The organism is Variovorax sp. PBS-H4 (genome assembly GCF_901827205.1).
Taxonomy (GTDB): domain Bacteria; phylum Pseudomonadota; class Gammaproteobacteria; order Burkholderiales; family Burkholderiaceae_C; genus Variovorax.
Map to the genome: position 1 here is coordinate 3,367,706 of NZ_LR594675.1, position 21,199 is coordinate 3,388,904.

At 66.6% G+C, this 21,199-nt stretch carries 18 protein-coding genes and 1 tRNA gene; 4 read left to right on the top strand and 15 right to left on the bottom strand.

Annotated features, from left to right (window positions below):
* Positions 1-45: 45 nt before the first annotated feature.
* The 7 genes from lon to E5CHR_RS16015 form a co-directional block, all read right to left on the bottom strand.
* Positions 46-2,487: an endopeptidase La gene (lon, locus tag E5CHR_RS15985; RefSeq protein WP_162580763.1), complete on the bottom strand. Its 2,442-nt coding sequence runs from the start codon at positions 2,485-2,487 to the stop codon at positions 46-48.
* 123 nt (positions 2,488-2,610) lie between these two features.
* Entirely contained in the window at positions 2,611-3,876 is a 1,266-nt protein-coding gene (gene clpX / locus E5CHR_RS15990; RefSeq protein ID WP_162580764.1) for an ATP-dependent Clp protease ATP-binding subunit ClpX, read from the bottom strand.
* Positions 3,877-4,015: 139 nt separating this feature from the next.
* Positions 4,016-4,624: an ATP-dependent Clp endopeptidase proteolytic subunit ClpP gene (gene clpP, locus E5CHR_RS15995; RefSeq protein ID WP_162580765.1), complete on the bottom strand. Its 609-nt coding sequence runs from the start codon at positions 4,622-4,624 to the stop codon at positions 4,016-4,018.
* Between the two features lie 88 nt (positions 4,625-4,712).
* Positions 4,713-6,026: a trigger factor gene (gene tig / locus E5CHR_RS16000; protein ID WP_162580766.1), complete on the bottom strand. Its 1,314-nt coding sequence runs from the start codon at positions 6,024-6,026 to the stop codon at positions 4,713-4,715.
* A gap of 28 nt (positions 6,027-6,054) precedes the next feature.
* A tRNA-Leu gene (locus E5CHR_RS16005) sits at positions 6,055-6,141 on the bottom strand.
* A gap of 111 nt (positions 6,142-6,252) precedes the next feature.
* On the bottom strand, positions 6,253-9,432 hold the full coding sequence (locus tag E5CHR_RS16010) for an efflux RND transporter permease subunit (protein WP_162580767.1): 3,180 nt from the start codon (positions 9,430-9,432) through the stop codon (positions 6,253-6,255).
* Positions 9,433-9,442: 10 nt separating this feature from the next.
* A complete protein-coding gene (locus E5CHR_RS16015; protein WP_162580768.1) occupies positions 9,443-10,612 on the bottom strand; it encodes an efflux RND transporter periplasmic adaptor subunit in 1,170 nt (389 codons plus the stop codon).
* A gap of 92 nt (positions 10,613-10,704) precedes the next feature.
* On the opposite strand from E5CHR_RS16015, the gene hpnC reads away from it, so the two are divergent.
* The 3 genes from hpnC to hpnE are packed head-to-tail and all read left to right on the top strand — an operon-like array spanning position 10,705 to position 13,729.
* The gene (gene hpnC, locus E5CHR_RS16020) at positions 10,705-11,619 is read left to right on the top strand and encodes a squalene synthase HpnC (protein WP_443083118.1); all 915 of its coding nucleotides are present in this window, start codon (positions 10,705-10,707) and stop codon (positions 11,617-11,619) included.
* A complete protein-coding gene (hpnD, locus tag E5CHR_RS16025) occupies positions 11,616-12,455 on the top strand; it encodes a presqualene diphosphate synthase HpnD (protein ID WP_162580769.1) in 840 nt (279 codons plus the stop codon). Before hpnC ends, hpnD begins: the two co-directional genes overlap by 4 nt.
* On the top strand, positions 12,452-13,729 hold the full coding sequence (hpnE, locus tag E5CHR_RS16030; protein WP_162580770.1) for a hydroxysqualene dehydroxylase HpnE: 1,278 nt from the start codon (positions 12,452-12,454) through the stop codon (positions 13,727-13,729). The genes hpnD and hpnE overlap by 4 nt, the downstream gene beginning before the upstream one ends.
* A gap of 38 nt (positions 13,730-13,767) precedes the next feature.
* Here the strand turns inward: hpnE and E5CHR_RS16035 are convergent, their stop codons facing one another.
* Together E5CHR_RS16035 and E5CHR_RS16040 are read right to left on the bottom strand one after the other, a co-directional pair.
* The gene (locus tag E5CHR_RS16035) at positions 13,768-14,229 is read right to left on the bottom strand and encodes an SH3 domain-containing protein (protein WP_162580771.1); all 462 of its coding nucleotides are present in this window, start codon (positions 14,227-14,229) and stop codon (positions 13,768-13,770) included.
* A 119-nt stretch (positions 14,230-14,348) separates the two neighbouring features.
* Positions 14,349-15,074 carry an HAD family hydrolase gene (locus E5CHR_RS16040; RefSeq protein ID WP_162580772.1) on the bottom strand — a complete coding sequence of 242 codons (726 nt, stop codon included), beginning with the start codon at positions 15,072-15,074 and terminating at the stop codon, positions 14,349-14,351.
* A gap of 15 nt (positions 15,075-15,089) precedes the next feature.
* Between E5CHR_RS16040 and hemH the strand changes: the two genes are divergently transcribed.
* On the top strand, positions 15,090-16,118 hold the full coding sequence (gene hemH, locus E5CHR_RS16045; protein ID WP_162580773.1) for a ferrochelatase: 1,029 nt from the start codon (positions 15,090-15,092) through the stop codon (positions 16,116-16,118).
* A gap of 13 nt (positions 16,119-16,131) precedes the next feature.
* On the opposite strand, the gene E5CHR_RS16050 is transcribed toward hemH, so the two are convergent.
* From E5CHR_RS16050 to E5CHR_RS16075, 6 genes are read right to left on the bottom strand one after another with little or no spacing between them, the layout of a single operon-like run.
* Positions 16,132-16,638, bottom strand: a complete 507-nt coding sequence (locus tag E5CHR_RS16050; protein WP_162580774.1) for a DUF1993 domain-containing protein — start codon at positions 16,636-16,638, stop codon at positions 16,132-16,134.
* Positions 16,639-16,684: 46 nt separating this feature from the next.
* Positions 16,685-17,560: an alpha/beta fold hydrolase gene (locus E5CHR_RS16055; RefSeq protein WP_162580775.1), complete on the bottom strand. Its 876-nt coding sequence runs from the start codon at positions 17,558-17,560 to the stop codon at positions 16,685-16,687.
* A complete protein-coding gene (locus tag E5CHR_RS16060) occupies positions 17,557-18,621 on the bottom strand; it encodes a branched-chain amino acid ABC transporter permease (RefSeq protein WP_174255792.1) in 1,065 nt (354 codons plus the stop codon). The genes E5CHR_RS16055 and E5CHR_RS16060 overlap by 4 nt, the downstream gene beginning before the upstream one ends.
* A 13-nt stretch (positions 18,622-18,634) precedes the next feature.
* Positions 18,635-19,618, bottom strand: a complete 984-nt coding sequence (locus tag E5CHR_RS16065; protein ID WP_162580777.1) for a branched-chain amino acid ABC transporter permease — start codon at positions 19,616-19,618, stop codon at positions 18,635-18,637.
* Entirely contained in the window at positions 19,615-20,340 is a 726-nt protein-coding gene (locus E5CHR_RS16070) for an ABC transporter ATP-binding protein (protein ID WP_162580778.1), read from the bottom strand. The genes E5CHR_RS16065 and E5CHR_RS16070 overlap by 4 nt, the downstream gene beginning before the upstream one ends.
* Before the next feature lie 28 nt (positions 20,341-20,368).
* Positions 20,369-21,133 (bottom strand): ABC transporter ATP-binding protein, encoded by a 765-nt coding sequence (locus E5CHR_RS16075; RefSeq protein WP_162580779.1) that lies wholly within the window; start codon positions 21,131-21,133, stop codon positions 20,369-20,371.
* Between the last annotated feature and the right edge of the window lie 66 nt (positions 21,134-21,199).

A 21,199-nucleotide genomic window follows, 5' to 3' on the forward strand; every position in this document is an offset into this window, starting at 1 on the left:
AGCCTTAAATTATAGAGCACTTTTTGAGTGTCCCGCAAGGCCCACTCAATGCTTGATGGAACCCCCGGCAGACTGCGACGCGCGTTGCTTCGCCTGCTCGGCCATGGCGGCCGCGGAGGCCGCGACCTCTTCGTCGGACAGCGGCGTGGGTTGCTTCTCCAGGGCGATCTCGAGCACTTTGTCGATCCACTTCACGGGCACGATCTCGAGTCCGTTCTTCACGTTCTCGGGAATGTCCTGCAGGTCCTTCGCGTTCTCTTCCGGGATCAGCACGGTCTTGATGCCGCCGCGCAGGGCAGCCAGCAGCTTTTCCTTCAGGCCGCCAATCGCGGTGACTTCGCCACGCAGCGTGATTTCGCCGGTCATCGCGACATCGGCACGCACCGGAATTCCGGTGAGAGCTGAGACGAACGCGGTCGTCATCGCCGCACCTGCACTTGGGCCATCCTTGGGCGTGGCGCCATCTGGCACATGGATGTGGATGTCTCGCTTCTCGAACACTTCGTCCCTGATGCCGAGCCGACGCGCACGGCTGCGCACCACCGTGCGTGCAGCCTCCACCGACTCCTTCATCACGTCGCCGAGTGAACCGGTACGGCTGATCACGCCCTTGCCGGGCATCGTCACCGCCTCGATCGTGAGCAGGTCGCCGCCCACCTCGGTCCAAGCGAGGCCGACCACTTGGCCCACCTGGTTCTGCTTCTCGGCCAGGCCGAAGGTGTACTTGCGCACGCCGAGGAAGTCGTTGAGATTCTTTCCCTCGACGACGACCTTGGGCGTCATCTTCTTGAGCAGCAGTCCCTTGACCGTCTTCCGGCAGATCTTGGAAAGTTCGCGCTCCAGCGAACGCACGCCAGCTTCGCGGGTGTAGTAGCGCACGATGTCGCGCACCGCCTCTTCGGTGATCAGGAGTTCGTCCTCCTTTACGCCGTTGTTCTTCATCTGCTTGGGCAGCAGGTACTTGAGCGCGATGTGCGTCTTCTCGTCCTCGGTGTAGCCCGCCAGGCGAATCACTTCCATCCGGTCCAGCAGCGCTGGCGGGATGTTCATCGAGTTCGACGTGGCGACGAACATGACGTCGGAGAGGTCGAAGTCGACCTCGACGTAGTGGTCGCCAAAGGTGTGGTTCTGCTCAGGATCGAGCACCTCCAGCAGGGCACTCGAGGGGTCGCCCCGGAAGTCGGTGCCCAGCTTGTCGATTTCGTCGAGCAGGAACAACGGATTGCGCGTGCCAACCTTGTTCAGGCTCTGCAGTACCTTGCCGGGCAGCGCGCCGATATAAGTGCGGCGGTGCCCGCGGATCTCGGCTTCGTCGCGCATGCCGCCCAGTGCCATGCGGGTGTATTTGCGGCCGGTCGCCTTGGCGATCGACTGGCCCAGTGAGGTCTTGCCCACACCGGGTGGGCCGACGAGGCAAAGAATGGGCGCCTTCACCTTGTCGACGCGCTGCTGCACCGCAAGATATTCGAGGATGCGGTCCTTGACTTTTTCGAGGCCGTAGTGGTCTTCGTTCAGCACCTCTTCGGCATGCGCGAGGTCGTGCTTGATTTTTGTCTTCTTGCTCCAGGGCAACCCGATCAGCACATCGATGTAGTTGCGCACGACCGTGGCTTCGGCGGACATCGGCGACATCAGCTTGAGCTTCTTGAGCTCGCCCTCGGCCTTCTTGAGCGCTTCCTTGGGCATCTTCGCGAGCTTGATCTTCTTCTCGATCTCCTCGATGTCCGCGCCCTCTTCGCCTTCGCCCAGTTCCTTCTGGATCGCCTTGACTTGTTCGTTCAGGTAGAAGTCGCGCTGGTTCTTCTCCATCTGCCGCTTCACGCGGCCGCGGATCTTCTTGTCGACATTGAGGATGTCGACCTCGCGCTCCAGCTGGCCGTACAGATTCTCCAGCCGCGCCTTGATGTCGTCGAGGTCGAGCACGGCCTGCTTGTTGTCGAGCTTGAGCGGCAAGTGCGCGGCGATGGTGTCGGCCAGACGGCCCGGATCATCGATGCTCGAGATCGAGGTCAGGATCTCCGGCGGGATCTTCTTGTTGAGCTTGACGTACTGGTCGAACTGCTGCATCACGGCGCGGCGCAGCGCCTCGACCTCTGTCCCCTTCTGGACCGCGCTCTCTGGCGCTTCCACGGGTGTCACGGTGGCGGAGAAATGGGTTTCGCCGTCGTCGATGCGGTTGACGCGTGCCCGCTGCTGGCCTTCGACCAGCACCTTCACCGTGCCGTCGGGCAACTTCAGCATCTGCAGGATGGTCGAGATGCAGCCCACTTCGAACATGTCCTCGACCGAGGGCTCGTCCTTGGCTGCGGCTTTCTGGGCGACCAGCATGATCCGACGCTCCGCTTCCATCGCGAGCTCCAGGGCCTTGATGCTCTTGGGCCGGCCAACGAACAGCGGGATCACCATGTGGGGGAAAACGACCACGTCGCGCAGCGGCAGCAGCGGCAGGTCGATCTCGGTGGCAGGCAAGGGGGTATGACCGGACATGGAAATCCTTTGGTTGATCATGGAAAGATGGTCGGCCGCGCGCGCTTTTCAAGCCCGCGGGCACGCGAATCGCCGAAGACGCCGGTCGCCGTTATCGCAGGGGCCGGCCTGAAAGTCACTCAGTCAGGCCTTCTTGGCCGCCTCGCGATAAACGAGGAGCGGTGGCTTGTTTTCGTCGATTGTGGATTCTTCGACCACGACCTTGTCGACATTGGTGGCATTCGGCAGCTCGAACATGGTGTCGATCAACGACTGTTCGAGTATCGAACGCAGTCCACGGGCGCCGGTCTTGCGGGCCAGCGCCTTGCGGGCAATCGCCTTGAGTGCCGCCGGACGGATCTCGAGGTCGACCCCTTCCATCTGCAGCAGCTTGGTGAATTGCTTGACCACCGCATTCTTCGGCTCGGTCAGGATCTGCACCAGGGCGTCTTCGCTGAGCTCGGCGAGCGAGGCAACGACCGGCATGCGGCCGACGAGCTCCGGAATCAGGCCGAACTTGATCAAATCCTCCGGTTCCACCTCACGGAAAACCTCGGTCAGGCTGCGCTGCTGCTTGCTCTTGACCGAAGCGCCGAAGCCGATGCCGGAAGCCTCGGTGCGGCTCTCGATCACCTTCTCGAGCCCGGCGAAAGCGCCGCCGCAGATGAACAGGATATTGGTCGTGTCGATCTGCAGGAAGTCCTGGTTGGGGTGCTTGCGCCCACCTTGCGGCGGCACGCTGGCCATCGTGCCTTCGATCAGCTTGAGCAGCGCCTGCTGCACGCCCTCGCCCGAGACGTCGCGGGTGATCGACGGGTTGTCGGACTTGCGCGAAATCTTGTCGATCTCGTCGATATAGACGATACCGCGCTGAGCGCGCTCCACCTCGTAGTTGCAGCTCTGCAGCAGCTTCTGGATGATGTTCTCGACGTCCTCGCCCACATAGCCCGCTTCCGTCAGCGTCGTGGCATCGGCCATCACGAAGGGCACGTCGAGCATGCGCGCCAGGGTCTGGGCAAGGAGGGTCTTGCCCGAGCCAGTGGGACCGATCAGCAGGATGTTGCTCTTGCTGAGCTCGACGTCCTCGCCCTTGGCCTTGTCCTTGTGGCGCAGCCGCTTGTAGTGGTTGTACACAGCCACCGAGAGCATGCGCTTGGCAGGCTCCTGGCCGATGACGTAATTATCGAGGTTGGCCTTGATCTCCAGCGGCGTCGGCAGATCGCTGCGCGCTTCCCGCGACTCGTCGCCGACGGGCAGTTCGTCGCGGATGATCTCGTTGCAAAGATCGATGCACTCGTCGCAGATGAAAACCGACGGTCCGGCGATCAGCTTCTTGACCTCGTGCTGGCTCTTCCCGCAGAACGAGCAATAGAGCGTTTTTTCGCTGGAAGAGCCTTTTTTCTCGGCCATGGACAGGTGCCTCGTAACGGGGGTTTAACAATGATAGCGAAGAAGGAAGACCCTCGGCCCATCCCCGATCCGAACAAAAACGGCGCTTTCCGTCGGGAAAACGCCGTTTTGTCGCCGGGGCGCCGCAGCGCTGTACGCGTCAGCTGCGCTTGGCGATCACTTGGTCGACCAGCCCGTATTCCTTGGCCTCGTCAGCCGTCAGGAAGTAGTCACGCTCGGTGTCGCGGGCAATTTTCTCCAGCGGCTGGCCGGTCCGCTCGGCGAGGATGCGGTTCATCTGCTCGCGGGTCTTCAGGATGTCGCGGGCATGGATCTCGATATCGGTGGCCTGGCCACGGGCGCCGCCCAGCACCTGGTGAATCATGATCTTGGAATTGGGCAGCGAGAAGCGCTTGCCCTTCTCGCCAGCCGCCAGCAGAAAGGCGCCCATGCTGGCCGCGAAGCCCACGCACAGAGTCGACACCGCCGGCTTGATGAACTGCATGGTGTCGTAGATCGCCATGCCGGCGCTCACGCTGCCACCGGGCGAGTTGATGTAGAACGAAATGTCCTTGTCGGGGTTCTCGCTCTCGAGGAACAGAAGCTGCGCCACCACCAGGTTGGCGGTCTGGTCGTTGACCTCGCCCACCAGGAAGATCACCCGCTCCTTGAGCAGCCGCGAATAAATGTCGTAGGAACGCTCGCCGCGGCCCGATTGCTCGATGACCATCGGGATCATGCCGAGGCCTTGAATTTCCTGTGCGCTCATGTGTGCTCTCCAGAGAGGTTTGTACTGTACCCAGACGACATGGGGCCCATGCCTTGAAAGCACAAGGCCCCGCGGTGGCCGGCTGAGATCAGCCCTGCTGGGCCATCAGTTCGTCGAAGGAGACCGACTTGGCGTTGACCTTGGCCTTGCCCAGCACGAAATCGGTCACATTGTTTTCGATGACGACTGCCTCGACCTCGGCCAGGCGCCGGTTGTCGCTGAAGTACCAGCGCACCACGTCGGCCGGCTTCTCGTAGCTGGCGGCCAGCTCGTCGATGTGGGCCTTGATCTGCTCCGGCTTGGCCTGCAGGTTGTTGGCGCGGACCAGTTCGGCCACCACGAGGCCTAGTCGCACGCGGCGCTCGGCTTGTGGGCGGAACACGTCGTCCGGAATCGGCGCCTTGTCCGCATCCTTGATGCCGCGCTGCTTGAGCTCGGCGCGCGCGCCTTCGACCATGCGGTCGACCTCCGCCTGCACGCTGGATTTGGGCAGGTCGAGCTCTGCGTTGGCGATCAGCGCGTCCATCACCGCGTTCTTGTTGCGCGCCAGCAGGCGGAACTTGACCTCGCGCTCGAGGTTGCGCTTGATGTCCGCGCGCAGGCCCTCGACCGTGGCCTCGGCGATGCCGAGCGACTTGGCCAATTGCTCGTTGACCTCCGGCAGGTGTGAGGCCTCGATCTTCTTCACCGTGACCATGAAGTCGGCCTGCTTGCCCGCCACGTCCTTGCCGTGATAGTCGGCCGGGAAGGATAAGGGGAAAGTGCGGCTGTCGCCGGACTTCAGCCCACGCACGGCGTCCTCGAACTCCTTGAGCATCTGGCCTTCGCCGACGATGAACTGGAAGTCGTCCGCCTTGCCGCCCTGGAAGGTCTCGCCGTCGATCTTGCCCTCGAAGTCGACCGTCACGCGGTCGCCGTCCTGCACCGTGGCGTCCTGCGCACGCTGGGCGAAGGTGCGGCGCTGCTTGCGCAGGATCTCGAGCGTCTTGTCGATCGCGTCGTCACCCACCTCGGCGCTGAGCTTCTCGACCTCGGCGTTGGACAGGTCGTTGATCTTGACGTCGGGGAAAACCTCGAAGACCGCGTCGAAGGCCATCTGGCCCTCGGGTGCCTCTTCCTTCTCGGTGATGCGAGGCTGGCCCGCCACGCGCAGCTTGGCCTCGTTGGCGGCCTGCGAGAAAGCCTCGCCGACCTTGTCGTTCATGACTTCGTAGTGCACCGAATAGCCATAGCGCTGGGCGACCACCGTCATCGGCACCTTGCCGGGACGAAAGCCGTCCATCTTGACGGTGCGAGCCAGCTTCTTGAGGCGTGAATCGACCTCGGACTGGATGGTGCCGACGGGCAAGGTCAGCGTGATCTTGCGCTCGAGCTTGTCGAGGGTTTCAACGTTCACGGTCATTTGTGTCTTCCTTGAGAGGGTCTTGTTCTGGTGCGCGGGGCCGGACTCGAACCGGCACGTTCTTGCGAACGTCAGGACCTAAACCTGGTGCGTCTACCAATTTCGCCACCCGCGCGGTTCCAGTTTTTTCAGGTGATGAATGCGCAGGCGGCCCGTAGGCCGCCTGCGCATTCGAGAAGCAGCCGGCCGGAAAAGCCGACCGCCTGAAATCGGTCAACCGTCTATTTTAAGCGCGAACCAAGGCCTCTTCGGCCTCCTTGGCCGGGTTGTGCTCATCGCGCCGGACGCGGAACCAGGCCGCGTACATCGCAGGCAAGGCCAGCAGCGTGAGGACGGTGGCAACGATAAGGCCGCCCATGATCGAGATCGCCATCGGCCCCCAGAACACGCTGCGCGACAGCGGAATCATCGCCAGCACCGCTGCCGCAGCGGTCAGCACGATCGGCCGCAGCCGGCGCACTGCAGATTCGACGATCGCATCCCAGGTCGGCACGCCGGCAGCGCGGTCGTGCTCGATCTGGTCGATCAGGATCACCGCGTTGCGCTGGATCATCCCCATGAGCGCAATCACGCCCAGCAGCGCCACGAAGCCGAAGGGCCGGTTCGACACCAGCAGCGCGCCAGCCACGCCGGCGATGCCCAGCGGCCCCGTCAGGAACACCAGAATCGAGCGGCTGAAGCTGTGCAATTGCAGCATCAGGAGTGTGAACACCAGGAACAGCATGATCGGCACACCGGCCACGATCGAGGACGAGCCCTTGCTGCTCTCCTCCACGGCGCCGGCCACCTCGATGCGATAGGCACCCTGCCCTTCGGCATGCCACTTGGCTTCCAGCGTGCGCAGCGCCGGCAGCAGCTGCTCGGTGACGGTGGCGCCCTGCAGGCCCTCGACGATGTCGCCCTGCACGGTGATCGCGTAGTCGCGGTTCTCGCGCCACATCACCCCCGGTTCCCAGGTAAACACCGGCCGGGCAATCTGCGTGAGCGGGATCGAACGGCCCGAGCTGGTCGGCAGATAGGCGTTGCCGATGTCCGAGATCGCTTCGCGCTCGTCCGGTTGCTGGCGCAGCACGATGTCGATCAGCAGGTCGTTCTCGCGGTACTGGCCGATGTTGGTGCCGCTGAACATGGTGCGCGACGCCTGCGCGATCGCCTGGCTGGTGACGCCCAGGGCGCGCGCCTTGGCCTGGTCGACCTCGAGCCGGATCACCTTGACCGACTCGTTCCAGTTGTCGTTCACGCCGCGCATGTTGGCGTTGTCGCGCATGATCGCCTTGACCTCGTCGGCATGCACGCGCAGTTGCTCCGGCTCGGTACCGATGACGCGGAACTGCACCGGGTAGGCCACCGGCGGGCCGTTGGGAAGCAGCTTCACGCGTCCGCGGATCTCGGGGAACTCCTGCGCCAGCAGCGTTGGCAGCTTGAGCCGCAACGACTCGCGGTACTTGAGGTCCTGCGCCAGCAGGATCAGCTGCGAAACGTTGGTCTGCGGGAACACCTGGTCCAGCGGCAGGTAGAAGCGCGGCACGCCGGAGCCGACCCAGGTGCTGACGGTGGTGATGCCCTGCTCCTTCAGCAGCCGCTGCTCGACCCGCTTGGTCACCTCCTCGTTGGCGGCGAACAAGGTTCCTTCGGGAAACCACAGCTCGACCATGATCTCGGGCCGGCTGGAGTCGGGGAAGAACTGCTGCTGCACCTTGCCCATGCCGACAATGCCCAGCGCAAAGGTCAGCAGCGTCGCGCCGATGGTCAGCCAGCGGTGCTCCACGCACCAGTTCACCGTGCGCCGGAAGGTGTTGTAGAAACCCGAGTCGAAGAGTTCGTGCGGCGGCTCCTCCGGGTCATGCGGCTTCACCTTGAGCAGCAGGGTGCCAAGGTAGGGCACGAAGTACACCGACACCAGCCAGCTCAGCACCAGCGCGATCACCGTCACCGCGAAGATCGCGAAGGTGTACTCGCCCGTCACCGACTTGGCGATGCCGATCGGCAGAAAGCCCGCAGCGGTGATGAGCGTACCGGTCAGCATCGGCTTGGCGGTGACGTCGTAGGCGAAGGTGGCGGCGCGCACCTTGTCGTAACCCTCCTCCATCTTCCGCACCATCATCTCCACCGCGATGATCGCGTCGTCCACCAGCAGGCCGAGGGCGATGATCAGCGAGCCCAGCGAGATCTTGTGCAGCCCGATGCCGAAATAGTTCATCGCCAGGAAGGTCACTGCAAGCACCAGCGGAATGGTGATCGCCACCACCAGTCCCGGGCGGATGTCGATGTAATAGCCGAAGCGCCCGCCCTTGTGCAGCCCGAGAGCGATGAAGCTCACCGCCAGCACGATCGCCACCGCCTCCATCAGCACGTGCACGAATTCATTCACGGAAGTCGAGACCGCCACCGGCTGGTCCTGCACCTGCGCGAGCTTCACGCCCGCGGGCAGGCGCTTGTCGATTTCGGCAGTGGCCGCGCGCAGCGACTTTCCCAGCGCGATGATGTCGCCGCCCTTGGCCATGGAGATGCCCAGCGCGATCACCTCCTGGCCCTGGTGCCGCACCTTGACCTGCGGTGGATCGACGTAGGCACGCCGGATCTCCGCGATGTCGCCGAGCCGGATCTGGCTGCCCGAGCTGCCGCGGATGGGCATCGCACGCAACTGCTCCACGCTGGTGAACTGGCCGGCCACCCGCACCTGCAAGACGTCCTGCGGCGCCTGGATCGCGCCGGCACTCTCGACGGCGTTCTGCTGGCCGAGCTGGGTCAGGACCGAATTGAAGTCGAGCCCCAACTGGGCCAGGCGTTTCTGCGAGACCTCGACAAAGATCTTTTCATCCTGCACGCCGAACTGCTCGACCTTGGCCACGTCTTTCACACGCAGCAACTGCTGCCGCACGTCGTCCGCGAAGGTCTTCAGCTCGGCATAGCTGAAACCGTCGCTCTCGAGCGCGTAGATCACGCCGTAGACATCGCCGAACTCGTCGTTGAAGAAGGGCCCCTGGATGCCCGCAGGCAGCGTGCCGCGGATGTCGCCGATCTTCTTGCGCACCGTGTACCAGACGTTGGCTACGTCGCCGGGCTTCGACGAGTCCTTGATCTGGAAGATGATCTGCGACTCGCCGGGCTTCGAATAGCTGCGGATCTTGTCGGCATAGGGCGCCTCCTGCAGCGTACGCTCGAGCTTGTCGGTCACCTGCTCGGCCACCTGCTGCGCCGTGGCACCCGGCCAGTAGGTGCGCACCACCATCGCACGGAACGTAAAGGGCGGGTCCTCGTCCTGGCCGAGCTGGAAGTAGGCCGCAAAGCCCAGCAGCATCAGCACCAGCATCAGGTAGCGGGTAAGCGCCGGATGGTCCAGCGCCCATTTCGAAAGATTGAAGCTCGCCTTGCGGGCACCGGCAACGGTGGTCTCGGACGTCATCCCAACGTCCTCAGCGGGCGGAGGAAACCGGGGTGACGTGCCCCGGCGCATTGACGGTTTCCTGCGTCGGCGCGGCGGGCTGCGCCGTTTTCTCGCGGTAGATCGACACCTTCTGTCCCGGCGACAGGACGTGCACGCCGGCCACTACCACCAGCGTCCCCGGCGCGAGGCCGCTGCCGATCACCGCCTCGTTGCCGTCGGCGGTGGCCACTTGCACCGGCTGCGAGCGCACCGTCATGCTCGGCTTGTCGAGGACCCACACCGCACTGCCCTTGCCTTCCTGGCGCAGTGCGCTGGTCGGCAGCTTCAGCACCGGCGTGCCGCTGCGCGACAGGGCCTGCGGTCGGGCATAGACGGTCGCGCCCAGGGCCGGCGCCGTGGCGGCGTCGATGGCGACCTTGATGGTGAAGGTGCGCGTCACCGCGTCGGCGCTGGCCGCCACCTCGCGCACCTTGCCTTCCATTTCCTGGCCACCCGACCAGCCCCGCACGGCAACCGCCGAGCCTGGCGTGACCAGGGCGGCGCGGTCTTCCGGCACCGAGAACACCACGTCACGCGCGCCGTCCTGCGCGATGCGGACGACGGGAGCACCGGCCGTCACCACCTGGCCCGGCTCCGCCTCGATCGCGGTGATGATGCCCGGCACGTCGGCCACGAGCGTTGTGTACTGCGCCTGGTTGCCCTGCGAGGCCATCTGCGCCTGCGCCTGCTCGAGCTGCGCCTGCGCGGCCTTGTAGGTGCTCTCGCGTCGCTCCAGCTCGGCAGCGCTGATGAAGTTCTGCTCGCGCAGTCCGCGATATCGCTTGAGATCGGCCTGGGCCAGGTCGCGGTTGGTGAGTGCGGCGGCGTGCTGGGCCCGCGCCGCCTCGGCCGCCAGTCGGTAGTCCTGCGGATCGAGTTGCGCCAGCACCTGGCCGGCGTTGACGTGCTGGCCGAGCTCGGCCTGGCGGCGGGTGATCTTGCCCGCCACGCGGAAGCCCAACCGCGACTCGACCCGGGCGCGCACCTCGGCGGAGAACTCGGGCTCGCTGTCGTAGGCGCTGGTGCCGACCGCCACGACCTTGACCGCCCGCAAAGGCTCCTCGGCAGGCTGGGGGCGGGAACAGCCCGCGAGCGCCAGGGCGGCGACAAGCAGAAGGCCGGCGTGACGGAAGACGACGGAAGCGGATGACGCGGTCATGGAGCACCCTTGGCAGAAGATCGGGGTCATTAATGACCGGCCGGTTAGTAATCTAGGGTAAACGAGAACCGGTGTCAACGACAATCCGGCGCGTGCCTTCCACGCCCCACCCTGCCATCGCCGCAGCCCACGCCCACTACGAGAATTTCCCGGTCGCTTCCTGGCTGTGCCCGCCGCGCCTGCGCCCACCCATTGCGGCGATCTATGCCTTCGCCCGCACGGCCGATGACATGGCCGACGAGGGCGACGCCGGTGCGGCCCAGCGGCTCGAAGACCTGCGCGCCTTTCGCGCCGAGCTTGCGGCCGCGGCCCGCGGGGCGGCGCCTTCGGCGCGCTGGCCCGAGGTCTTCGGCCCGCTCGCCCATGCGATGCGCGACTTCTCCCTGCCCGAGCCCCTGCTGGCCGATCTGCTCGCGGCCTTCATGCAGGACATCGAGAAGACCCGCGACCGGGCCGGCTACACCGATCGCGCAGAGCTGCTGGACTACTGCCGCCGCTCGGCCAACCCGATCGGCCGGCTGCTGCTGCATCTCTACGGCGTGGACGATGCCGGCGCCCTTGCCCAGAGCGACGCCATCTGCAGTGCCCTGCAGCTGATCAACTTCTGGCAGGACCTGAGCGTCGACCTGCCGCGCGGCCGCTACTACCTGCCGGCTGCCGAGCTCGCGTCGCACGGCCTCACTGCCCAGGGCCTTCGGGCCTTCCGGCCGCTGGCGCCGTCCGAGCCGCCGCCGTCCGCCATCGCGCTGGTCGCGGCCCAGGTGGGCTGGGCCCGACGGCTGATGAACGAAGGCGCCCCGCTCGTGCACCGCCTGCCGGGCCGCGCCGGCTGGGAGCTGCGCTTTGTCGTCCAGGGTGGCTTGCGCATCCTCGACAAGATCGAGGCCTTGGGCTTCGATACCTGGTCGCAACGCCCGACCATCGGCAAGACCGATGCACCGCTGCTGGCCTGGCGCACCCTGCGGATGCGGAGACAATCCCCCGCGATGACGAGTTTTCCACGATGACGCCCGAGCAGTACGTCCAGGACAAGGCGGCCGCTTCGGGCAGCAGCTTCTACTACGCGTTCCTGTTTCTTCCCAAGCCTCGGCGTGCCGCCATCACGGCCTTCTATGCCTTCTGCCGCGAGGTCGACGATGTCGTCGACGAGGTCAGCGATCCGAGTGTCGCGGCCACCAAGCTGGCCTGGTGGCGCAAGGAGGTGGCGCAGGCATTCGATGGCCATCCACAGCATCCGGTGATGCAGGCGCTGATGCCGTATGCCAATGCCTACGGCATCGAGACGCGCCACCTGCAGGAGGTGATCGACGGCTGCCAGATGGACCTGGAACAGACCCGGTATCTGGACTTCGCGGCCCTCAAGCGCTACTGCCACCTTGTCGCCGGCGTGGTAGGCGAAGCCGCGGCGCGCATCTTCGGCCAGACCGATGCGCAGACCACGGCCTACGCCCACAAGCTCGGGCTGGCGCTGCAGCTCACCAACATCATTCGCGACGTCGGCGAAGACGCGCTGCGCGGACGCATCTACCTGCCCGTCAACGAGCTGCAGCAGTTCGACGTCAAGGCCCACGAGGTGCTCAACCGGCTGCACTCGGAACGCTTCGTGGCGCTGATGAAGTTCCAGGCCCAGCGCGCCCATTCGGCCTACGAGGAGGCCCTTGCCCTGCTGCCCGCGGCCGACCGGCGCGCGCAGAAGCCGGGCCTCATGATGGCCAGCATCTACCGCACTTTGCTGCGCGAGATCGAGCGTGACGACTTCAAGGTGCTGGAGCAGCGCGTGAGCCTGACGCCGCTGCGCAAGCTCTGGCTGGCCTGGCGCGTACAAGCCCTCGGCAGGCTGTGAGAGAAAAGATCGCCGTCGTCGGCGCGGGCTGGGCAGGCCTGGCCTGCGCCGTCGAAGCCACGCGCGCAGGCCACGCGGTGACCCTGTTCGAGGCCGCGCGCACCTTGGGGGGCCGCGCACGCGCCCTGCCCGCGCAATTGCCGGGCGGCGAGCCGGTCATGCTCGACAACGGCCAGCACATCCTGATCGGCGCCTACAGCGCGACCTTGGGCCTGATGCGGGAAATGGGCATCGATCCCGAAGCGGTGCTGCACCGGATGCCGTTGCGGCTGCGCTTCGCCGACGGCGGCGGCCTCGCCGTACCGTCGGGCTGGCCACCGCCGCTGGACCTGCTGGCGGGCATCCTCGGCGCGCGCGGCTGGTCGTGGCGCGACAAGGCCGCGCTGGTGCGCCGCACGCTCGCGTGGCGCGCGGCCGGCTTCCGCTGCGATCCCCGGACCTCGGTCGGCCAGCTGTGCGCCGGCCTGACATCGCGCGTGCGGCGCGAACTGGTCGAGCCGCTTTGCATCTCGGCCCTCAACACGCCCGTCGAGCGTGCCAGCGGCCAGGTCTTCCTGCGCGTGCTGCACGATGCGCTCTTCGCAGGGCGCGGCGGCGCCGACCTGCTGCTGCCCCGCGTCGACCTGGGCGCGCTGCTGCCCGACGCCGCGGCGCGCTGGCTGGCGCAGCACGGCGCACGCGTTCTCACCGGCATGCGCGTGCAGAGCATCGGGCGCGACGACACGGGCTGGCAGGTCGACGGCGAGCGCTTCGACTGCGTGGTGCTCGCCGGCCCGTCGTGGGAGGCCGCGCGCCTTGCCGAAAGCGCCGGCCCGCCCAAGTCCGCTGGCTGGGCGCAATTGGCCCGGGCGCTGGAGCACGAAGCGATCTCCACGGTTTATGTCACCGGCGGGTCGGCGCTGCCCGCGCCGCTGCTTGCGCTGCGATCGTCAGCCGGCGCGCCAGCCCAATTCGTCTTCGACCGCGGCCAGCTCGGCGGCCCTCAGGGGCTGCTGGCTTTCGTGGTGAGCGCCAGCAACGAGCAACGCGAACTGCTGCAGCAACAGGTCCTGGCCCAGGCCCGCGAGCAGCTCGGCCTCGCCGATCTGCAGCCGCTGCTCACGGTCGTCGAGAAACGTGCCACCTTCGCCTGCACGCCGGGAATCGAGCGCCCTCCCGTCCGCATCGCGGCGGGCCTCCTGGCTTGCGGCGACTATGTCGAGGGTCCGTACCCGGCGACGATCGAAGGCGCCGTGCGCAGCGGCAAGGCCGCCGGCAGCCTCGCCCCCGCGTAGGCCCCTGCGACACGCAGGGTGCGCCAGCCCCTTGTGCGTCACCAGCCCCACAGCAGCCGCCGCGCGACCCAGCCCGTGGCGCCGCGCGCAAGGCGCACCTTCACCCACTCGCCACGGCGCTCCAGCGTGCGCAGCACGTCGCCATAGCGCGCCTTTCCAACGATGCGGGCTCGCGTACTCGGCGTGCCGCGCAGGTTCGCGACGCTGGCCGTGACGATGTGATGAGGCGTTCGTTTCGTTCGCGAGCTCAGCACCCAGCCCCGGTCATTCTCGAAGTCGCGCACTCGCAGCCAGGCGCCCCTGCGGGCCAGGACTTCGAGCGGATAGCCACGGCTGACGATCCACGCCGTGTCGTAACGGCTGCCTGGCCCGCTGCGCAGGTTCACCTCGTTGCGCGCTGCGCTGACCATCTCGCGCGCCTGCGCCGCGAGCGGCAGGGCCAGCGACAGCAGCGCGAGGAGGACGAGGAAAAATGCGGGCAGGCGTCGGGCGTTGAACATTCAGAGGAATCCTTTCCGGAGATGTGAAGAAGAAGAAACGAGACCGGCCGCGCCAGCGCAGCCAGCCCTTCAGGGCTTCTTCACCCTCAGAAGTTCCCCTCGACGAATGCGGGAAATCCTCAGGCCGAGTCCAGCGCCATGCACAGCGCCTGCAGGTTGGAGACGATCAGCTGCGGCCGCGCCCCATGTTCCCAGGGCCGTTCCTCGCGCACCAGCCAGGCGGCCTGCATGCCCGCGCCCAGCGCGCCCACCACGTCCAGCGCCGCGTCGTCGCCCACATGCAGCACGTGCTCCGGAGGGGCCCCGATCGAAGCGGCGGCGGCGCGGAAGATGGCCGGGTGCGGCTTGGCGCTGCCGAACTCGCGCGCACTGAAGGCAGCGCGGAACCAGCGCCCGACGCCCGCCAGGTGGACGTCGGCGTTGCCGTTGGAAATCGCCACCAGCGGGTAGCGCTCGCTGAGCCACTCGAGTGCGGGCAATGCGTCGTCGTAGAGCGTCACGCGCTGGCGCTCGGCGAAGAAGATGTCGAAGGCCGGATCGGCGAGGGCCGGGTCCTCGTGCGCGCGCTTGAGCGCAGTGCGGATGGACTCGCGGCGCAGCGCGCTGAGGTCGTGGGCCAGATCCGAACGCTCCTTCTCGGTGGCCTCGCGCAGCTCGCGCAGCACACCGGGCGTGATGAGCAGGTTCGCGGTCTTCGGCGCCTCGCGCAGCAGCCATTCGTGCAGCGCGCGCTCGGCGCGCTCGATCGTCGGCCAGATGGGCCAGAGCGTGTCATCGAGATCGAGCGAGATTGCGGCAATGCGCTTCACGTCGAGCGCCTGGGAATCGGGGGTCGCGAGGGCCATGGCCGAGAATAGCGCATGCCTTTTCGCCCCGAAGCTCCCGCAGCCGCCACAGACCCTGAGCGCACCGCCGTGCTCTGGTGCAACCTCGGCTCGCCCGACGAAGCGACCGCGCGCGCGGTGCGCCCCTACCTGGCCGAGTTCCTCGGCGACTCGCGCGTCGTCGAGATTCCAAAGGCGCTCTGGACGCCGATCCTGCAAGGCATCATCCTGCGCACCCGGCCTGCAAAGTCGGCCGCCAAGTACGCGAGCGTCTGGATGCCCGAGGGCGCGCCCCTGAAGGTATGGACCCAGAAGCAGGCCAAGCTGCTGGCCGGTTGGCTGGGCGAGCGCGGCCACCGTGTGACCGTGCGCGAGGCCATGCGCTACGGCCAGCCTTCGATTCCCTCGCAGCTCGATGCCCTCAAGGCCGAAGGTGCGGCGCGGGTGCTGGTGCTGCAGGCCTATCCCCAGTACTCCGGCACCACCACCGCCAGCGTGATCGATGCGGTCAATGCCTGGAGCGCGCGCGTGCGCCGTGTGCCGGAATTCCGCTTCGTCAACGACTTCTACGGCGAGCCGCTCTACATCGAGGCGCTGGCCCGCAGCGTGGAGGACCACTGGAAGCACCATGGCCGGCCCGACCGACTGCTGATGAGCTTCCACGGCATCCCGGAGCGCAACATACGCCTCGGCGACCCGTACCAGGTGCAATGCCTGGCGACCGCGAGACTGCTTGCCGAGCGCCTGAAACTCGCCGACGCGCAGTACCGCGTCACCTTCCAGTCACGCTTTGGCCGCGCGAAGTGGCTGGAGCCCTACACCGAGCCCACGCTGCGCGAGCTGGGTGCATCAGGGGTCGCGCGCGTCGACGTGATGTGCCCGGGCTTCCCCGCCGACTGCCTGGAGACGCTGGAAGAGATCGCGATGGAGGGCCGCGACGCCTTCCTGCAGTCGGGCGGCAAGGAATTCCACTACATCCCCTGCCTCAACGACCGCAGCGACTGGATCACGGCATTGGCCGCCATTGCCGAGCGCCATCTGAGCGGGTGGCCGACCCGCGTTTGAAATCCCGTATGGCTCAGAACGGACCCAGATAGTCCATCTTGCCCAGCGGGACGCCGCTATGCCGCAGCACGTCGTAGGCGGTGGTCACGTGAAAGAAGAAGTTGGGCAGCGCAAACTGCAACAGGTAGCGTTGCGCGGTGAAGTTCAGCTCGTTGCCGCGGGCCTTCATCGTGACGGGCCGGTCTTCGAAGCCGTCGACCAGCGCGCGGTCCACGCTCTGCAGATAGTCGACCGTCTTCGCGACGCGGGCCTGCAGTTCCGGGTAAGTGGTCTCCGTATCGGGAAAGCTCGGCGCCGTCAGGCCGGCGATGCGCGCAATGCCCAGCTTGGAAGCGTCGCTCGCGCTCTGGATCTGCCCCGCCAGCGTGAACATGTCGGGTGCAAGCCGCGCATTCACCAGCACCGCCGGGTCGATGCCCGACTCTTGCGCATGCGCCAGGCCCTTGTCGAGCAGGTGGGATAGTTGCCCGAGTCCGCGAAGGAAGACCGGGACCGAGATGTCGTAGAACGAAAGCGCCATCGATGACTCCGAGTTGATTCGGATCCGATTGTGGCGAGCTTGCGCGCTAGATGCCGGCGCCCCGCACAAAGGCCTCGATGGGGTCGAGATGGGCAGGCACGTTGAGCGCCGGCGCGTGGCCGCATCCCGGCACCTCGATCACCTGCAGGCGCCCTGCCGCGCCGGGGCCGCGGCGCTGCATCTCGCCCAGCGTGTCGGGCAGCACCAGGTCGGAATCGACGCCGCGCAGGCACAGAACAGGCACCTCGATCGCGTCGTAGTGCGGCCACAGCACGTAGTCCTCGGGATGCACGACAAACTGCCGCACCATGGCCGGGTCGTAGTGCGGCGTCACCCGACCGTCGGGCAGGCGCCGGGTCGAGGTCTCGGTGAGCCGCCGCCACTGCGCATCGCTGAGCCAGCCGTAGGGCTTGTACACCGTGCGGAAGAAGGCCTCGAGCTCGGCCACCGTGTCGAAAGCCGGCGGCTGGCCGGCATAGGAGCGGATGCGCTCGACTGCTGCGTTGGCGATCTGCGGCGCGTTGTCGTTGAGCACCAGGCTGGCGATGCGCGCCTTCATGCGAGGCTCGACGAGGCCACCTGCGCAGACCATGCCGATGGCGCCGCCCATCGAGGTGCCGACCCAGTGCACCCGCTCGAGTGCCAGCGCATCGCACAACCCTGCGGCGAGGCGCGCGTAGAAGGCCAGGTGGTATTCGTCGTCGGGCGCCGGGCTCCATTGGCTCAGCCCGCGGCCGAGGGTGTCGGGGCAGATCACGCGAAACCCGCGCGCGGAGAAGTGCCCGGCCAGCTCGTCCATGTCGCGGCAGGTGCGCGCCAGGCCATGCCAGGCGACGACCACGGGACCGCCCTGCTCGCCCCAGTCCATCCAGTGGATCTCGCGGCCGGCGACCTGCAGGTAGTTCGATGTCGGTGCATTCATCGATGGGCCCTTGCTCGTAGACGGCCGACGATGCCGGTCGGAAAGTAATAGACGGAAAGCACGAAGAGCACGCCCAGCCACAGCAGCCAGCGGTCGGGCGACAGCAGCGCCGCCAGCCAGCCAACGCTGCTCACCGCCTCGCTGCCAAGACGCAGCAGGTCCTGCAGATAGCTCTGCGCCACCACGAAAAGCGCGGCGCCGATGGCCGCGCCGTAGATCGTGCCCATGCCGCCGATCACCACGATCAGCAGCACGTCGATCATGATCTCGAAGGACAGCGAGGTGTCCGGCCCGTTGTAGCGCAGCCAGATCGCCAGCATCGCACCGGCCAGCGTCGCGAACAGCGCCGACAGCACCGAGGCAGTGGTGCGGTAGACCACCACCCGGTAGCCGATGGCCTCGGCGCGGAACTCGTTTTCGCGGATCGCCTGCAGCACGCGGCCGAAGGGCGAATTCACGATGCGCAGCAGCGCCAGCACCAGCACCACCGCGGCGACGAAGAGCAGGTAGTAGCACAGCAGTCGGCCGTCGAGCGACACGCCGAGGAAGGGCTCCTCCGCGAACTCGAACGACGGCGAGATCAGCTCCGGCAGCTTGAAGGTCAGGCCGTCCTCGCCGCCGGTGAAGTCCGACAGCTGCGAGGCCAGCGTCTGGAAGGCCGAGGCCACCGCCAGCGTGATCATCGCGAAGAAGATGGCCCGCACGCGCAGCGAAAACAGCCCGATCGCCAGCGACAGCAGCAGCGACACCACGAGCGCTGCGCCCAGTCCCAGCAGCAGCGCGCCCCAGCCCGGCCCCAGCCGTGTCGCCGAGATGGCGATGCCATAGGCGCCGATCCCGAAGAACATGGTGTGGGCAAAGCTCACGATGCCGGTGTAGCCCAGCAGCAGGTCGAAGCTCGCGACCAGCACGATGAACACCAGCACCTTGGCCGCCACGCTCAGCGCCTTGACGCCCGGGAAGATGAAGGGCGCGAAGGCCAGCCCGATCAGCAGCAGCACCAGCAGCACCGCCAGGACGCGGCTGCGCGGCATGTCGTTGGAAAGAAGGCGCTTCAGCATCATGTCGCCGCCCTCACCGGCTGCTTGCCACGGGATACACGCCTTGCGGACGCCACAACAGCACCGCCACCATCAGCGCGATGCTCGCGAACTGCGTCGCGACCGGCAGCAGGAAGCCCGTGTAGTTGGTGAGCAATCCGACCAGCAAGGCGCCGATCAGCGCCCCGGTGGTCGAGCCCAGGCCGCCGATGATGATCACGATGAAGATCAGCACGTTGACCTGCGCACCCATCTGCGGGATCAGGTTCTGCTGGAACAGCCCCCACATCACGCCGCCCAATCCGGCCAGCGCGCTGCCGACCACGAAGACGCCGATGAAGAGCCGCCCGATGCGGTAGCCCAGCGACTCGACCATCTCGCGGTCCTGCACGCCGGCGCGGATGAGCAGGCCGATCTTGGTGCGCGCGAGCGTCCATGCCAGCACCCCGAAGACGACGAGCCCGACCGCCACCGCCAGCAGGCGGTACTTGCTGATCGCCGCATCGCCGACCAGCAGCGAGCCGCGCAGCCCGTCGGGCAGCGGCAGCGGGATCTGCCCTGGTCCCCAGATCACCTTGATCAGCTCCTCGCCGATGATCATGCCGCCCATGGTGATCAGGATCTGCTTGAGGTGCTGGCCATACACCGGCCGCACGATGAAGCGTTCGAACGCCAGTCCGACGGCGCCGGCCACCGCCATGGCGACCAGCATCGCCGGGAACACCGCCACCAGGTTGCGCCAGACCTCCTGCGAGCCGGTCCAGTCGCCCATGCCGCCGAGCACCGTGCTCGCGACGAAGGCACCCAGTGCGATGAACACGCCGTGCCCGAAATTGAGCACGTCCATCAGCCCGAAGACCAGCGTCAGGCCCGAGGCGATGATGAAGATGATCATGCCCATGGCCAGCCCGGCGACGGTGAGCGTGAGCCAGGTGGAGAAGGAGCCGGTCAGCGGCAGCGCGACGAGCGCGAGCACGGGGACCAGCAGCAGCGGCTTCCAGTCGAAGTCGAGTTTCATAGGGCCAGTCCCAGCAGCGACCGCTGCAGTTCCTCGTCGGCCGAGAAGGCCGCCATGCTCCCGCCGTGCACCACGCGGCCGTTGTCCATCACAGCAACCGTGTCCCCCAGTCGCTGCGCGAAATGGAGGTTCTGCTCGACCAGCAGGATCGTCACGCCGCTCTTCTTCAGTGCGCCGAAGGCTTCGATCATGTTGTTGATGATCGCGGGCGCCAGGCCCTTGCTGGGCTCGTCGACGATCAGCAGCTCGCGCGGCTCGACGATGGCGCGCGCCACGGCAAGCATCTGCTTCTGCCCGCCCGAGAGCTTGCCGGCCGGGTGGTTCCAGAATTTCTGCACCGCGGGGAAGAGCTCGAAGATCCACTTCAGACGGGCCTCGTCCATCTGCTCGGCGTTCTTCGCGCCGTGCGCCGCAAGCAGCATGTTCTCCTTGACGGTGAGGTCGGAGAAGATGCCCATGTTCTCGGGCACGTAGGCGATGCCGAGCTCGGCGATCTGCGGCGTGCGCAGCGCGGTGATGTCACGTTCGCCGAAGCGCACGCGGCCTTGCGAGGCGTGCCACAGGCCCATGATGGTCCGCAGCGTGGTGGTCTTGCCGGCACCGTTGCGGCCCAGCAGCATGGTGAGCTGGCCCTTCGGCACGACGAGGTCGACGCCGTGGAGGATGTGGTACGCGCCGATGTGCGTATGAACGCCCTCCAGCGTCAGCAAATTCACGCTCATCGGTCTTGCTCCTTCCCCCCAAGCCCCGTCATGCAGCCTCCTTCGCGACGCCCAGGTACGCCTCCTGCACCACCGGCGAAGCAATCACCTCCGCCGGCTCCCCGTCCGCCACCAGTTGCCCGTTGTGCAGCACGATGATGCGGTCCGCCAGTTCGCGCACCACGTCCATTTTGTGCTCCACCAGCAGGATGGTCTTGCTCCGGTCCTTCTTGAGCGCGCGGATCAGGTCGAGGATGACCGGCGCCTCGGCCGCGTTCATGCCCGCCGTCGGCTCGTCGAACATGAACACCTTGGGTTCCAGCGCCATCAGCAGCGCCACCTCCAGCTTGCGCTGGTCGCCATGCGGCAGGCTCGCAACCGTCGCATGCTCCTTGGCCTTGAGCGCAACGTCGGCCAGGATCCGGTCGGCCCGCTCGGTGAGCGCGCGATGGTCGCTCCAGATGCTCCACAGGTTGAGCCCGCGCCGGTGCGCCCCCTCGCGCGTGGCCTGCACGGCGAGGCGCACGTTCTCGAGCACCGTGAGGTTGGGAAAGAGGTTGGTCAGCTGGAAGGCTCGCCCTAGGCCCGCACGCGTGCGCGCCGAGGCGCCCAGCCCCGAGAGCAACTGCCCGTCTAGCGAGACCGTGCCGGCGCTGGCCTTGAGCTGCCCCGAGATGAGATTGAAGAAGGTGGTCTTGCCGGCACCGTTCGGACCGACGATCGCCGTCAGCGTGCCGGGCGCGAAGGCGCAGCTCACGGCGTTGACCGCGACATGGCCACCAAAGCGGATCGTCAGATCCCTGGTTTCGAGCATGAACTGGAGAAAAGGAGGATGCGGGGGTTCCGGACGCAATGCGTCCTCTGCGTCCGGAATGCGTTT

Bases quoted from the DNA above. Each gene is read 5' to 3' on its own strand.
- lon (WP_162580763.1), bottom strand. From the start codon at position 2,487: ATGTCCGGTCATACCCCCTTGCCTGCCACCGAGATCGACCTGCCGCTG.
- clpX (WP_162580764.1), bottom strand. From the start codon at position 3,876: ATGGCCGAGAAAAAAGGCTCTTCCAGCGAAAAAACGCTCTATTGCTCG.
- clpP (WP_162580765.1), bottom strand. From the start codon at position 4,624: ATGAGCGCACAGGAAATTCAAGGCCTCGGCATGATCCCGATGGTCATC.
- tig (WP_162580766.1), bottom strand. From the start codon at position 6,026: ATGACCGTGAACGTTGAAACCCTCGACAAGCTCGAGCGCAAGATCACG.
- E5CHR_RS16010 (WP_162580767.1), bottom strand. From the start codon at position 9,432: ATGACGTCCGAGACCACCGTTGCCGGTGCCCGCAAGGCGAGCTTCAAT.
- E5CHR_RS16015 (WP_162580768.1), bottom strand. From the start codon at position 10,612: ATGACCGCGTCATCCGCTTCCGTCGTCTTCCGTCACGCCGGCCTTCTG.
- hpnD (WP_162580769.1), top strand. From the start codon at position 11,616: ATGACGCCCGAGCAGTACGTCCAGGACAAGGCGGCCGCTTCGGGCAGC.
- E5CHR_RS16035 (WP_162580771.1), bottom strand. From the start codon at position 14,229: ATGTTCAACGCCCGACGCCTGCCCGCATTTTTCCTCGTCCTCCTCGCG.
- E5CHR_RS16040 (WP_162580772.1), bottom strand. From the start codon at position 15,074: ATGGCCCTCGCGACCCCCGATTCCCAGGCGCTCGACGTGAAGCGCATT.
- hemH (WP_162580773.1), top strand. From the start codon at position 15,090: ATGCCTTTTCGCCCCGAAGCTCCCGCAGCCGCCACAGACCCTGAGCGC.
- E5CHR_RS16050 (WP_162580774.1), bottom strand. From the start codon at position 16,638: ATGGCGCTTTCGTTCTACGACATCTCGGTCCCGGTCTTCCTTCGCGGA.
- E5CHR_RS16055 (WP_162580775.1), bottom strand. From the start codon at position 17,560: ATGAATGCACCGACATCGAACTACCTGCAGGTCGCCGGCCGCGAGATC.
- E5CHR_RS16060 (WP_174255792.1), bottom strand. From the start codon at position 18,621: ATGCTGAAGCGCCTTCTTTCCAACGACATGCCGCGCAGCCGCGTCCTG.
- E5CHR_RS16065 (WP_162580777.1), bottom strand. From the start codon at position 19,618: ATGAAACTCGACTTCGACTGGAAGCCGCTGCTGCTGGTCCCCGTGCTC.
- E5CHR_RS16070 (WP_162580778.1), bottom strand. From the start codon at position 20,340: ATGAGCGTGAATTTGCTGACGCTGGAGGGCGTTCATACGCACATCGGC.
- E5CHR_RS16075 (WP_162580779.1), bottom strand. From the start codon at position 21,133: ATGCTCGAAACCAGGGATCTGACGATCCGCTTTGGTGGCCATGTCGCG.